The sequence below is a fragment of the Mesoflavibacter sp. SCSIO 43206 genome (genome assembly GCF_019904215.1).
Lineage (GTDB): Bacteria > Bacteroidota > Bacteroidia > Flavobacteriales > Flavobacteriaceae > Mesoflavibacter > Mesoflavibacter zeaxanthinifaciens.
Genome location: NZ_CP063201.1, coordinates 194,392 through 207,172 on the forward strand (window position 1 = coordinate 194,392; position 12,781 = coordinate 207,172).

17 protein-coding genes are annotated in these 12,781 nt (G+C 31.8%); 14 read left to right on the forward strand and 3 right to left on the reverse strand.

Going from position 1 to position 12,781, the window contains the following annotated elements; genetic code table 11:
- Positions 1-126: 126 nt before the first annotated feature.
- Positions 127-639 carry a hypothetical protein gene (locus INR78_RS00930; RefSeq protein ID WP_223077090.1) on the forward strand — a complete coding sequence of 171 codons (513 nt, stop codon included), beginning with the start codon at positions 127-129 and terminating at the stop codon, positions 637-639.
- A gap of 151 nt (positions 640-790) precedes the next feature.
- On the opposite strand, the gene INR78_RS00935 is transcribed toward INR78_RS00930, so the two are convergent.
- From INR78_RS00935 to INR78_RS00945, 3 genes are read right to left on the reverse strand one after another with little or no spacing between them, the layout of a single operon-like run.
- Positions 791-1,141 carry a type II toxin-antitoxin system PemK/MazF family toxin gene (locus INR78_RS00935; RefSeq protein ID WP_223077091.1) on the reverse strand — a complete coding sequence of 117 codons (351 nt, stop codon included), beginning with the start codon at positions 1,139-1,141 and terminating at the stop codon, positions 791-793.
- Between the two features lie 3 nt (positions 1,142-1,144).
- Positions 1,145-1,417, reverse strand: a complete 273-nt coding sequence (locus INR78_RS00940; protein ID WP_223077092.1) for a hypothetical protein — start codon at positions 1,415-1,417, stop codon at positions 1,145-1,147.
- Positions 1,417-1,677 carry a hypothetical protein gene (locus INR78_RS00945; protein ID WP_223077093.1) on the reverse strand — a complete coding sequence of 87 codons (261 nt, stop codon included), beginning with the start codon at positions 1,675-1,677 and terminating at the stop codon, positions 1,417-1,419. Before INR78_RS00945 ends, INR78_RS00940 begins: the two co-directional genes overlap by 1 nt.
- Before the next feature lie 114 nt (positions 1,678-1,791).
- Here INR78_RS00945 and INR78_RS00950 point away from each other — a divergent pair, with 114 nt between their 5' ends.
- From INR78_RS00950 to INR78_RS01010, 13 genes are all read left to right on the forward strand, one after another.
- The gene (locus tag INR78_RS00950; protein WP_223077094.1) at positions 1,792-2,304 is read left to right on the forward strand and encodes a hypothetical protein; all 513 of its coding nucleotides are present in this window, start codon (positions 1,792-1,794) and stop codon (positions 2,302-2,304) included.
- Positions 2,305-2,464: 160 nt separating this feature from the next.
- A complete protein-coding gene (locus tag INR78_RS00955; RefSeq protein ID WP_223077095.1) occupies positions 2,465-2,932 on the forward strand; it encodes a hypothetical protein in 468 nt (155 codons plus the stop codon).
- A 539-nt stretch (positions 2,933-3,471) separates the two neighbouring features.
- Entirely contained in the window at positions 3,472-4,113 is a 642-nt protein-coding gene (locus INR78_RS00960) for a hypothetical protein (RefSeq protein ID WP_223077096.1), read from the forward strand.
- A gap of 622 nt (positions 4,114-4,735) precedes the next feature.
- Complete coding sequence (locus INR78_RS00965) at positions 4,736-5,308, forward strand: hypothetical protein (protein WP_223077097.1); 573 nt, start codon at positions 4,736-4,738, stop codon at positions 5,306-5,308.
- Between the two features lie 191 nt (positions 5,309-5,499).
- Positions 5,500-6,084 carry a hypothetical protein gene (locus INR78_RS00970; protein ID WP_223077098.1) on the forward strand — a complete coding sequence of 195 codons (585 nt, stop codon included), beginning with the start codon at positions 5,500-5,502 and terminating at the stop codon, positions 6,082-6,084.
- 164 nt (positions 6,085-6,248) lie between these two features.
- Complete coding sequence (locus INR78_RS00975) at positions 6,249-8,396, forward strand: hypothetical protein (RefSeq protein WP_223077099.1); 2,148 nt, start codon at positions 6,249-6,251, stop codon at positions 8,394-8,396.
- The gene (locus INR78_RS00980) at positions 8,383-8,694 is read left to right on the forward strand and encodes a hypothetical protein (RefSeq protein WP_223077100.1); all 312 of its coding nucleotides are present in this window, start codon (positions 8,383-8,385) and stop codon (positions 8,692-8,694) included. Before INR78_RS00975 ends, INR78_RS00980 begins: the two co-directional genes overlap by 14 nt.
- Before the next feature lie 490 nt (positions 8,695-9,184).
- Positions 9,185-9,676 carry a hypothetical protein gene (locus INR78_RS00985; protein ID WP_223077101.1) on the forward strand — a complete coding sequence of 164 codons (492 nt, stop codon included), beginning with the start codon at positions 9,185-9,187 and terminating at the stop codon, positions 9,674-9,676.
- A 202-nt stretch (positions 9,677-9,878) separates the two neighbouring features.
- On the forward strand, positions 9,879-10,118 hold the full coding sequence (locus tag INR78_RS00990) for a CopG family transcriptional regulator (protein WP_036118677.1): 240 nt from the start codon (positions 9,879-9,881) through the stop codon (positions 10,116-10,118).
- Complete coding sequence (locus INR78_RS00995; RefSeq protein ID WP_113966555.1) at positions 10,111-10,398, forward strand: type II toxin-antitoxin system RelE/ParE family toxin; 288 nt, start codon at positions 10,111-10,113, stop codon at positions 10,396-10,398. The genes INR78_RS00990 and INR78_RS00995 overlap by 8 nt, the downstream gene beginning before the upstream one ends.
- 162 nt (positions 10,399-10,560) lie before the next feature.
- Positions 10,561-11,091 (forward strand): hypothetical protein, encoded by a 531-nt coding sequence (locus INR78_RS01000; RefSeq protein ID WP_223077102.1) that lies wholly within the window; start codon positions 10,561-10,563, stop codon positions 11,089-11,091.
- A 373-nt stretch (positions 11,092-11,464) separates the two neighbouring features.
- Positions 11,465-12,040, forward strand: a complete 576-nt coding sequence (locus INR78_RS01005; protein WP_223077103.1) for a hypothetical protein — start codon at positions 11,465-11,467, stop codon at positions 12,038-12,040.
- 143 nt (positions 12,041-12,183) lie between these two features.
- Positions 12,184-12,663, forward strand: coding sequence for a hypothetical protein (locus INR78_RS01010; RefSeq protein WP_223077104.1), 480 nt, complete (start codon positions 12,184-12,186; stop codon positions 12,661-12,663).
- The last annotated feature ends 118 nt before the right edge of the window (positions 12,664-12,781 follow it).

Genomic DNA, 12,781 nt, shown 5'->3' on the forward strand with positions numbered 1-12,781 from the left:
AGTAATTGCTTGTTCTCGCCTACTTCTGAAAATCCTCGCGGATTTTCAGCTTCGGGTATACTTGCAAAGTTAAGTGCTAAACCACGCAACTACTCATAGCCGAGACCGTTGGCAACAATTTAAGAAATGACGAAATACATTAAAATATTTATAGTTCTTTTGACATTAACTGCTTGCGGACAGAAAGAAACTGAAAAGAAAACACCAGAAAATGTGAATGAAAAGTCTGCGGAATCGGAACAAAAATCTGACTCTGAAAAAGTGGAAAAATGGACTGATTCTAATGGAAACGTTTTCATCGAAAAAGGAAATGAAATTTCTATAATTCCTGCCAAATACAATAAAACTGGAAAAACAAACAAAGTATTTATTTACAATGAAACTTCTAACGGAATTGGAATCATTGGTAATTTAAAAATAAAACCAAATGAATTTAAAGTTTTTAATCTCAAAGATACTGACACTCTAAAATTAGAAAATGGAGTGAAATTTATGTTTGGGGAAACTTATGGACTTGAAGTTGAGGACAAAAAATCTCAAGTTAGTGGACTTGGAGGAAAATATTTAGACATTTATAAAGTTCCTGATTATGCTGAATGGGCTTTTGTCATAGTACCAATTGGAGATGGTGATGAATAAAAAACTGTTGCCAACAATGTATAACCGCAATTACGGCGGATTCGACTACGTCCGAATCCACTCGGAATTGCTAACGTCAGTGCTAAACCGAAAATAATAGCTAATTTAACCCGTAACTGACGGTTATACGAGACCGTTGTGCAACATATGATTAAACAATGTCAAATGCTGACTTTATCTTATTTAAAATTTCTTGTAATTTTTCTTGATTAGAAACTTGTGAAATTCGACGATGTATCACTGAATCATCTAATACAGCTACTTTTTTGCAATATACATTCATCCTAGAATGAGGCGGATTAAAATCAATAGTTATATCGTCATTTGATATAGTTTCTGCAAATTGACCTGAAATCTGTTGTGTTGTAAGCATCACAACTATATAGTCCGAACTTACATTTACGTTTGAGTTTGAAACTACAATTGCAGGTCTTGCTTTTGAACCTCTTAAATTAGTATAAGGGAATCTAACTATAACTATATCACCTTGTGAATATGACATATATTAAAGATAGCTATTCCAATAATCATCATCTTCTTTATCCCATTCCTCGCTAAAGGAAGTTTGAGATAATATCATTGAACTATTAGTTAAATCTTCAGAACTTAAGTCAACATCATACTGGAAGGGTTGACTTTCGAAAATAACTATAACATCATCAATCGGCTGTTTAAGTCTGTTAAATAAATAATGACTTAAATAACTTCTTTCAGTTCTCAAAGTTTTCTGACTAGAAGACCTAGTCGATTTTTCATTTGTGGATGCAGTAAGTATCATTATTCTGATTTTTGACTTTCTATTTGTTTTATTATTTTTTCTGCAGACTGCTGGCAAATGTCAGCAAATCTCAAAAAATGAGGTAATGTCATTATAACATTATGAGAAACTTTAGCAGTTGAATTATCAACATTTTTTACAGCTAATCTAATATTAACAGTTTCATTATTAATATTCAACTGAATTAAATCGGTAAAAACGTTTTTAACATCATCACCTAAAACAAGTTCTATATCTTTAATATTCGTTTTTTTATCCATTTTGCGAATGCAAATATACTTAAGTTTATTTGTTTAAATATAAGTATAATAATGTAAATATATAATTAAAATTAATACGTTGCACAACAATGTATATAAAAAATAGCTAAATCTGTGCCAAACTATTATTTGTTTTACTTATCCAATAACGTTAATTTAGTCGGAAAAGTATGCTTTTATTTACACGCTACTTTTCATATACAAAACCGTTGGCAACAAGCTGAAAAAATGACGAACGAAATTGAATTTGACGAGAATTTGTGGTTTAATCACAAAGGTTGTGAAGGAAAACATTATCTGATTGGAAATCCACATACTTTTCGCGGACGAATTTATGCTTGGTGTCCAAAAAAGGAACGGAGTTTTTTCGTGTCGTTATCTGAAATTGAAAATATGTCGGAATATTCAAAATATTGGATAAACGGATTTTTAAATGGAAATCAACCTGAACCACCAACTGACTCAAATGGAGATGTTGACTTTGAAAGCGTGGAATATAAAAAATGGACTGAAGCGGTTGAATTATTTACTCGAACTGGATATTGGACTGATGAAAAACGGAACTGTGAAAAATGTGGAACGGAATTACTAAACGCTGAACCAAATGTAACCTGTGAAAACTGTTAATCGGAATAAAAGCCAGTTGCCAACAATGTATAACCGCAATTACGGCGGATTCGACTACGTCCGAATCCACTCGGAATTGCTAACGCCAGTTCTAAACCGAAAAACATTAACTTTAAACCCGTAACTGACGGTTATACGAGACCGTTAGGTGTCATTTGAAATGAACGCAGAAATAAAAAGAAAGATACGAGATAGATGGATATCATCGCTTTTTGAAATTGCTCACTCAGAATTTCAAAACCGACTTTGGATTAACGCTGAATATAAAAATTCAGTTGGTGATTACAACGAATGTGTTTGCGGATATTTTGACGATTTGGATTTGGAAAATGGATATACTGACTTTATTGCAAACGGAATAATATCGGAAACGGAATATAAAATTGTAACGGAATTACACTCTGAATTAAGAAAATATACAGAGAGGACTGAAAAGCGAAATTTATCTGACAAAAATATTCTTAAAGACGTGGAATGGATTAACGTTACTAACATCGGATTAAAAACGTGGACTGAATTAAAAAATAAAACGGAATCGATTCGTGATAAAGAATTAATGACTGAATTGGAAAATAAATATCTGAAAAAAAAACGCCACCTAACAATGTATAAATTCAATTGCGGCTGAATTTCCTACGGAAATTCATTGCAATTTGCTATCTTTCAGCTCAATCGGAAAATCGTAACCGATTTTCCGCAACTGAAATTTATACGCTAACGTTGGTTACAATAGCGGAATTAAAAAACTAAACGTGAAAATTGTGCGAATTCTGAACTTTGAAAACAGCGGAACTTTGCGCAAAAGAGCTTTACGGAAACTGAATTTAATACTCGAAACCGAAACGTAACGCTGAATTGAAAATGTAAATCGGAACTGATCGCGGAAACCAACTCGAGCGGAATTTAAAAACGTGAATTGATCACTTCTACTCTATCGAATTCCAAAATTGCGGAATAAAACGTGGAATTGAATAGCAAAACGCAAAACAAAACTCTGAATGAACCAAAAACTGAAATATAACTGTAACCAACAATGTATAAATTCAATTGCGGCTGAATTTCCTACGGAAATTCATTGCAATTTTCTATCTTTCAGTTTCAATCGGAAAATCGTACCGATTTTCCGCAACTGAAATTTATACGCTAACGTTGTACCACATTTGAGAAATGAAGAAAACATTAACCATTTTAATTCTGATTTTAACTTGTGAATTATCATTTTCTCAAACTTATCTGACTTCAGAAGTAATTGAAAAAGCTGAATTTTATTTGAGAGAAGCGATCGGAGATTCTTTGTTCAAATATTTTGAACTCGGACCAAACTCTTACTACGAATACAAAACAAAATCTGGAAAATCAAAATGGAAAGAAATCACAAAACGAAAAAAAACAAAAGGAACTTTTATTAACGGAAAAAATATAAATTTTGTATTAAACCATCCTGATTTTCAATATCCTTATGTTAGGAAAGCTGTTTATGTGGAATTGGATTCTGACTTAAATTTAATCAGAGAAGTTTACATTGACCAAATACCTAAATTTCTTCTGGACAATCGGACATCTGACTGGTTGACGGAAGGCGAATTAGATAGTATTATTAATTTACAGAATCTAAAAAAACCGATTGAACCAATTTCAAAACGTTTGGAATTTAATACAAAAACTAAAGAATATTATTGGATTGTATTTAACACACTTTACAAAGAAAAGTGTTTTTCTGACGAAGAGATATTACATATAAATCCAATAAACGGAAACATTATAAAGCATTTTGAGCAAAGACAAAGAGTAATGCATTGCTATGAATAAAAAAACGTGGTACAACAATGTATAACCGCAATTACGGCGGATTCGACTACGTCCGAATCCACTCGGAATTGCTAACGTCAGTGCTTAACCGAAAATCATTAACTTTAATCCCGTAACTGACGGTTATACGAGACCGTTGGTTGCAATAGCGGAATTAAAAACTAAACGTGAAAATTATTCGAATTCCGAACTTTGAAAACAGCGGAACTTTGTGTGGAAACTCACTCAAACGGAAACTGAATTTAATACTCGAAACCGAAACGTTGCGCTGAATTAAAATTTAAAACGGAAAAGTGCGTAGAAATTCACTCGTGCGGAATTAAAAACGTGAATTAATCACTTCTACTCTATCGAATTCCAAAAATTACGGAATCAAAACGTGGAATTGAATAGCGAAACGCAAAACAAAACTCTGAGTGAATCTCTTAAAACTGAAATATAACTGCAACCAACATCGTATAAATTCAATTGCGGCTGAATTTCCTGCGGAAATTCATTGCAATTTTCTATCTTTCAGTTTCAATCGGAAAATCGTACCGATTTTCCGCAACTGAAATTTATACGCTAACGTTGTAGTGCATTTGAGAGCAACTTAATGAAAGTCAAGAAACTGATATTAATAATGGGAATTTTAAGTAGCCTTTTCGGATTTAGTCAAAACAAAAATCTAATTGAACTGACTTCAAATCAAGATGCTGAAGAAGGTTGGCAAGATTTAATTTTCACAATCACTAAAAAAGAAAAAATAGACAATGGATTTTGGAGTTTAACTTGTAAAGCAAAATATGAAAATCAGATTGTTGGACTAAAAATCAATATTGCGGACGAAATTCCAGCCGGAATCGTGAATAATGAGCTTGATAATACAAGATTTGTAGAAAACGGAATTGAAATACAATCAATCGGAACTGAAAGCGATAAACTAATAAGTGTAATTTCTAAACTTTACGGACAAACTAAACAAACGAAATTCTCGACTGAAAAACTGACTTTCACAATATTTCCTTTAAACCGAGAAAACGCAACTTTAGAAAATGGTCGATTTAAATTTAAGTTGTTTTTTGACGACAACAATGAGCAAAATCTATACGCTGAATTCTATCTAAATCCTGACTTAAAAAACGGAACTGTCGAATTGAATGAAAAGGATGAGGAATATCGCCAGAACATTGTAAAACTGTTATCTGAAAAATGAAAAAACGCACTACAACAATGTATAACCGCAATTACGGCGGATTCGACTACGTCCGAATCCACTCGGAATTGCTAACGTCTGTGCTAAACCGAAAAATTAACGTATATTAACCCGTAACTGACGGTTATACGAGACCGTTCTACGCAATTTGACAAAACAAGAAGCTGAAAAACAATAATTAAATAAATTTTATGAAAAAAAACATTTTCCCAATTCTTGCAATTGGACTTATGACCTACAGTTGTAATGCACAACAAAAAACATCTGAATTTGAAATTGAAACTGAAAAGTGGAAAAAAGAACTTCTCGCAAGTGGCGAAGTTGGAAATCCTTGTCGAGAAGATAATGATTTGCAAAAATGGCAAGAAGAAAATCCTAAAGCATATTTCGGATTACAAGAAATTCAATCAAGTGAATCAGATTTCAATTCCGACGGAATTAGAGATGGACTTTTTTACTTTCCTGCCGAAAATTGTGTTGGTGGAAACGGAACTGGTTCGGATTTTGGAATGTTAGTTTATTCAAACGATGGTCAATTCCTTACGAATAAAAACATTACTAAAACAATCGAAAACGGAATAAAAACCGAATTGGCGAAAATTGATATTAATGATGTTTACAAAATATATATTCACTATAAAGGACTTGGAAAAACAATTATTGGAGAATATTTTGCTTGGTCAGAAGATGATGCAAATTGCTGTCCAAGTGGAACAGGAACTTTTGAATATAGTCCGACTGAATTAACAACTGATATAAAAAATAAAACGGAATAAAAACTGCGTAGAACAACGTGTATAGCTCATTGCGGCTGAATTTCCTCTCGGAAATTCAATCTTATTCGCTATCTTTCGGTCACGGCGGAAAATCATAGCTGATTTTCCGCAACGAACCATACACAAAACCGTTGGGCACAATTAAAACAAACCGCAGAAACTAAATGAAAATCGATATTCACGTACATACAAAAAAATGCAAAGGTGGAGACGCTGAAAGTAGGAATATCGATGCCGAAAAATTTGATGAAATAATCAGATTGACAGATGTAAAGATTTTAGCGATTACCAATCATAATCACTTTGATTTAGAACAATACACTAAAATTAAAGACAAATCTGACGATGTGTGTCAAATTTGGCCTGGTATCGAATTAGATATATTGGAAGAAGATAGAAGAGCCCATTTAATAGTAATTGCAAATCCAAAAAATGTAGTTGAATTTGACAAAATTGTACAAAAGCTATTAGTTGGAAAAACTGCGGATAATTTCAATATCTCAATCGAAGAAACTGTAGATAGTTTTGACAAATTTGATTGCGTTTATATTGCTCATTATTATGGAAAAAAACCAAATCTAATTGATGAAGATGTAGATAAATTAATTGGACTTGTTTCCAATCAAAAAAGAGTATTGAAAGAAGCTACAAATTCCATTTCAGCAGGAATTTACATAAGTCACGGACATAATTCTATTTTCGGTTCTGACATTCAAAACTGGAACGACTATCAACAAATCTCAAAAAAATTACCCGACTTACGTTTACCAGTTCAATCTTTTGACCAATTCTGTCTACTATTAGAAAAAGATATTTCGACAATAAATACGGTTTTAGATAGGAAATTAAAACAAAAGATAGAACTATTTCCATTTCAAAGTAATCCATTAGAAAAAGTAGAAATCAATGTTTACAATGACATAAACATAATCTTTGGTTCAAAAGGGACAGGAAAATCGGATATTCTTCACGCACTTTCTAAACACTACAATGATTTAGGGATAAAAAATAAAGTTTATCAATCAAGTGCTCAAACATTAGAAAATAGCTACGATTTAAAAGGAAACTATTTTGATACCAATTTGAGCGAATTTGACATTGATGATTGTTTCCAAGAGATAAAAAGTATAAGAAACTCAAGTGAAAAGAATATTACAAGCTTAAGTTCTTATTCCAAATATTTTGCGATAGAACAAACTAATAAGATTGCTAGAAAATTAAAAATTCAAGATTTCACACCACTTGATGAACCAACTTCAGAGCGTGATTTTGAAGAAATCGCTTCAAGTTTGGAATACGTTAATGAGTTCATTGAAAACGTAGAATCTGACGACCATATTTTAGAAATAATCGGTCAAGACCTTTATCAAGAACTTAATGAGGTTATTCAAAAAATAGTAATCAAATTGAAAGCTGAATCCGAAAAAAGAATTATCGATTTACGCAGTATTTCTCTTTTCAATCAAATTATCAATGTTTTTGTCGAGGAAATTGCGAAGAAAACTGGTTTACCTCAAAAACCAATAAGTACAGGATTTAGTGTATATGCAAGTAACAGAATCAAAATTGAAAGAGAACTAAAAAAGGTATTAAATAACTTATCTAAGACTATTGAACCAGATATCGAATCAGTAGGCAACCTTGGAGAAAAAGGCGAACTGTTTTGTCAGACAAATTTGGTAATTCAAGATAGTAATTTTAGAAATGTTGACTACAAACCTGTAAAAAATGCCACTAAAAATCCTCAAAGAAATTTTGCTACTGTTTTAAAGCAGGTAGAAAAACATTTATATGCTTCTAGCTTATTCGAGAAGATTACAGAACTTAAAGAAGTTGAAGGCTCGGATAATATAAATTCTTTGAACGACTTATTGCTTTTCCATAGACATTTCACTCTAAACGGATTAAAATACGCACCTTCAACTGGCGAATCTTCAATGGTTTTACTTCATAACGAACTATTAGAAGATAAAGAAATCTACATAATCGATGAGCCTGAAAAAAGTTTAGGGAATGATTACATAAGCAATGTTATTGTTCCTATGTTAAAAGAGAAAGCTCAAACAGGAAAAAGGGTAATTATTGCTACTCACGATGCTAATATTGCGGTTAGAACATTGCCGTATAACTCAATTTATCGAGAGCACGATATAAATGGATATTATACTTACCAAGGTAATCCATTCGCAAATAATTTGGTATGCAATGACGACACTAAAGGAGATTTGGATTGGAAAGAATTTAGTATGAAAACTTTAGAAGGTGGAAAAGAAGCCTTCGGTGAAAGAGGAAAAATATATGGAAACACATAAGGCAACTATAAAAAGAGACGACACACAAACCAATTTAATGTTTTCAATCAACGGCAACGATTTGGAAATAAATCTAACCGAAGACAAACCAATTGAGGTTAAAAGTGTCTTTAATAAGCTTCTTCTTCAGTTGAAAAAAGGAGAATTTCAATTTGAATTGGAAGATGACAAGGAGGATTTATTTTTTCATATTAGTTCAGAATACATTTCCCAACTGAATGCAGAACTATCTAGTATTTATAAAGAACTAGAAGATTATGACCTACTCGAAATTGAAACAACAGACGAGGAAAAATAACTGTGCCCAACATTGTATAAAAATAATAGCGGTTTAATCGCTAAAATGAAAATGAATTTTATAAATCAAAAGACAGTAATAAACGGAAAAGTAATTGCATAAAAATCCGCTACTATTCTTATACGCTACCGTTGGTTACAATAGCGGAATTAAATACTAAACGTATAAATCGTGTGAATTCCGAACTTTGAAAACAGCGGAACTTTGCGCAAAAAAACATAACGGAAACTGAATTTAATACTCGAATCCGAAACGTGACACTGAATTGAAAATGTAAAACGGAATTGTGCGCAGAAATTCACTCGAGCGGAATTATAAAAACGTGAATTGATCACTGCTACTCTATCGAATTCCAAAATTGCGGAATCATAACGTGGAATTGAATAGCAGAACGCAAAACAAAACGCTGAATGAACCTCAAAAAACTGAAATATAACTGTAACCAACAATGTATAAATTCAATTGCGGCTGAATTTCCTACGGAAATTCATTGCAATTTTCTATCTTTCAGTCTCAATCGGAAAATCGTACCGATTTTCCGCAACTGAAATTTATACACCAACGTTGGCAACAAGCTGAAAAAATGACGAACGAAATTGAATTTGACGAGAATTTGTGGTTTAATCACAAAGGTTGTGAAGGAAAACATTATCTGATTGGAAATCCACATACTTTTCGCGGACGAATTTATGCTTGGTGTCCAAAAAAGGAACGGAGTTTTTTCGTGTCGTTATCTGAAATTGAAAATATGTCGGAATATTCAAAATATTGGATAAACGGATTTTTAAATGGAAATCAACCTGAACCACCAACTGACTCAAATGGAGATGTTGACTTTGAAAGCGTGGAATATAAAAAATGGACTGAAGCGGTTGAATTATTTACTCGAACTGGATATTGGACTGATGAAAAACGGAACTGTGAAAAATGTGGAACGGAATTACTAAACGCTGAACCAAATGTAACCTGTGAAAACTGTTAATCGGAATAAAAGCCAGTTGCCAACAATGTATAACCGCAATTACGGCGGATTCGACTACGTCCGAATCCACTCGGAATTGCTAACGCCAGTTCTAAACCGAAAAACATTAACTTTAAACCCGTAACTGACGGTTATACGAGACCGTTGGCTACAATTTGGAAATGATTCGAATTTGGTGTATATTTACATCAAATAAATAATTATGTCAAGACAAAGTATATCATTTACAAAACCGAACGATGAATGGCTAAAAGCCCAAGTGGACAATAAAGAATATTCAAGCAAAAGTGAATTAGTTAACGATTTGATTAGACAAGCTCGAAAACAGCAAGTTCAAATTGACTGGATTCGAGCTAAAATTGAAAAAGCTGAAAATAGTGGATTTACAAATGACAGTAAAGAAAGTATTTTAGCTCAGTCAAAGTCTTTGCTTAATGGCTAAATACAAACTGACAAATGAAGCGAAAAATGACTTGATCCGGATTCACCATTACGGAGTTAAAAAATTCGGAATGACCCAAGCGGACAAATATTTTGAGTCTTTTTTTGAATATTTTGACATTATCGCTGAACGTCCTTTTTCCTTTGAATCTGTTGACTATATAAAAAAAGGATACCGACGTTGCGTGTGTGGTGTTGATAGTATTTTCTATAAAGTCAATGAAAATATTGTTGAAATAGTGACAATAGTTGGAAGACAAGATTTGAATGAAAAATTATAATGGAATTAAAAAACTGTAGCCAACAATGTATAACCGCAATTACGACGGATTCGACTACGTCCGAATCCACTCGGAATTGCTAACGTCTGTGCTTAACCGAAAATCATTATCTTTAAATCCGTAACTGACGGTTATACGAGACCGTTGTGTAACATTAAAGAGATGGAAGAAGAGATATTTAACTTACTAAAAGAAATAAGTAAAAACGGAAATATTAAAGACATTCCATCTACTAAAATTAATCCAACACAAAGAAAATTAGATAATGAAAAAGAAAGAAGGTTTAATGTTTTAATTAAACATGGTCTTGTAAGTAATAACGGAAACGGAATATTTATAATAACAGAATACGGATACGATGTCGCTAAACACAACAGTTGGATTGAGTACTTGAATCATAGAAAAGATGTTGCGGACAAAAAATCTAAAAAAGAAAAATACGATTTACACATTTCTTGGTTTCAGTCTAAAACTGGTTGGCTTCCTTATTTACTTTCACTTATAAGTATCGGAATTGCCTTATGGTCTTTATTAATATCTAACAAAAAAACAGAAGATAAAGAACATAACCAATTGAATAATATATTAACCCAAAAGCCAATAAAAGATACAAATTCATCCACCAATAATATTGAGAATGAAAAGGTTGTAGATAAGGATACTTTTCATTTAAGGAATCAAGATCAGAAATAAATTTTTTAAATGACATAACTATACCTTTATTGGTTTTGAAAAATGTAAAAATATAAAGGAATATCTAAGAAGTGATAAAGAAAATGAAGTAAACCAATCAAAAGAGTATAAGAAAGAAGAAGAAAATATACCAAATGAATTAGAAAAGAAAAACACACAGGAATTAGATAGTATCTTAAATAAATAATTTTATCATCAAAAGAGCGAAACCAATCCTTAACCGACATAACTAACGTCACACAACATAGTATAAACACAATAAGGGTTATGCTGCTTAATTTTAAAGTTAATTTTTATTTCAATCATTGAGCAAAATCATAGTATCTATACTTTAACCCTTACTATAATTTATACTCTAACGTTGTAAATAATTATGAAGAACTCATTTCTGATAATAATTTTAATGACATTCTTGAACTCTTTTAGTCAAGAATCAAAAGATTTTATAAAATCTGAACAATATTATTTAACTGAAATTGACTCATTAACAATAAAAAAGTATTGGGAAAATTTTCCAACTGAAAACTCACCTGAACCAATTTCTATTTATCTAAAAAACAACAACGGACAATCACTTTATGAAATAAAAATATCTGAATTAGAATTTTATAGAGGAACTACAGTTAAGATTTTAAATGTTGATAATTTGAAAAATGTTGAACAAATAATACGTTTGAAATCTGTTTATGATACTTGTTGCTCAAATTATTATTCGACTTATTTACTAAAGACAAAAGATGGCAATTTAATAGAACTTCCTGAATCGGAATATCTTCATTGTGACGGACCAACACCGATAACTGAATACAGATTCCCGAATCAAAAGTTTGGAATAAAAAATCAGATTCTATTGACAAAATCAATTCTGAATGAAAATTATGAAGTTGAATCTATTAAAGTTATAAAAACATACTCTTGGAATGGAAAAACATTTGAATTAAAAAAATAACTATTTACAACATAGTATAAATTCAATTGCGGCTGAATTTCCTACGGAAATTCATTGCAATTTTCTATCTTTCAGTCTCAAACGGAAAATCGTAGCCGATTTTCCGCAACTGAAACTTATACAAACACGTTAGCCATAATTGAATGACAACCGTAGAATTAGGAAATATAAAATTAGAAATCGATAGAATCGCAACGGAAAAATTCTATAAATCTCAAAGCGGATTTATATGTGATTGTCCTGATTGCGTGAATTATGTTGACAAAATTTCTGACGTTAAAACTCAACTGAACGGAATTGAAAAACAACTCGGAATTGATTTGACTAAAGATGTCGGACAAGGAATGGACGAATTAATGCCACACGATTATGACAATCATCATTTATATGTAATTCCATATTATGTTATTGGAAAATCATACTTGAACGAAAAAGAATTGGACAAAGAAAACTCTGGACCAATTTGGCGGAATACAAAACGTGCGGAAAAAAAACTGACTGATAATTTATCGCTAACAATTATAAATACGACTGACGATATTGAAATTGAAAATGCTGAAAATATTTTGACTATCTGGCTGGAATTTAAAACTGAATTGAGAACTGAACTGAAAACGAAATAACAACTATGGCTAACAACGTATAAAATTAATTGCTTGGTACGAGCTTGCTTACGAAAATCCTCGCGGATTTTCTATTCGGTTTGTACTTGCAAAGTTAGTAACTAAACCACGCAACTAA

Bases quoted from the DNA above. Each gene is read 5' to 3' on its own strand.
- INR78_RS00940 (WP_223077092.1), bottom strand. From the start codon at position 1,417: ATGATACTTACTGCATCCACAAATGAAAAATCGACTAGGTCTTCTAGT.
- INR78_RS00935 (WP_223077091.1), bottom strand. From the start codon at position 1,141: ATGTCATATTCACAAGGTGATATAGTTATAGTTAGATTCCCTTATACT.
- INR78_RS00955 (WP_223077095.1), top strand. From the start codon at position 2,465: ATGAACGCAGAAATAAAAAGAAAGATACGAGATAGATGGATATCATCG.
- INR78_RS00975 (WP_223077099.1), top strand. From the start codon at position 6,249: ATGAAAATCGATATTCACGTACATACAAAAAAATGCAAAGGTGGAGAC.
- INR78_RS01005 (WP_223077103.1), top strand. From the start codon at position 11,465: ATGAAGAACTCATTTCTGATAATAATTTTAATGACATTCTTGAACTCT.
- INR78_RS01010 (WP_223077104.1), top strand. From the start codon at position 12,184: ATGACAACCGTAGAATTAGGAAATATAAAATTAGAAATCGATAGAATC.
- INR78_RS00960 (WP_223077096.1), top strand. From the start codon at position 3,472: ATGAAGAAAACATTAACCATTTTAATTCTGATTTTAACTTGTGAATTA.
- INR78_RS01000 (WP_223077102.1), top strand. From the start codon at position 10,561: ATGGAAGAAGAGATATTTAACTTACTAAAAGAAATAAGTAAAAACGGA.
- INR78_RS00990 (WP_036118677.1), top strand. From the start codon at position 9,879: ATGTCAAGACAAAGTATATCATTTACAAAACCGAACGATGAATGGCTA.
- INR78_RS00970 (WP_223077098.1), top strand. From the start codon at position 5,500: ATGAAAAAAAACATTTTCCCAATTCTTGCAATTGGACTTATGACCTAC.
- INR78_RS00980 (WP_223077100.1), top strand. From the start codon at position 8,383: ATGGAAACACATAAGGCAACTATAAAAAGAGACGACACACAAACCAAT.
- INR78_RS00995 (WP_113966555.1), top strand. From the start codon at position 10,111: ATGGCTAAATACAAACTGACAAATGAAGCGAAAAATGACTTGATCCGG.
- INR78_RS00945 (WP_223077093.1), bottom strand. From the start codon at position 1,677: ATGGATAAAAAAACGAATATTAAAGATATAGAACTTGTTTTAGGTGAT.
- INR78_RS00965 (WP_223077097.1), top strand. From the start codon at position 4,736: ATGGGAATTTTAAGTAGCCTTTTCGGATTTAGTCAAAACAAAAATCTA.
- INR78_RS00930 (WP_223077090.1), top strand. From the start codon at position 127: ATGACGAAATACATTAAAATATTTATAGTTCTTTTGACATTAACTGCT.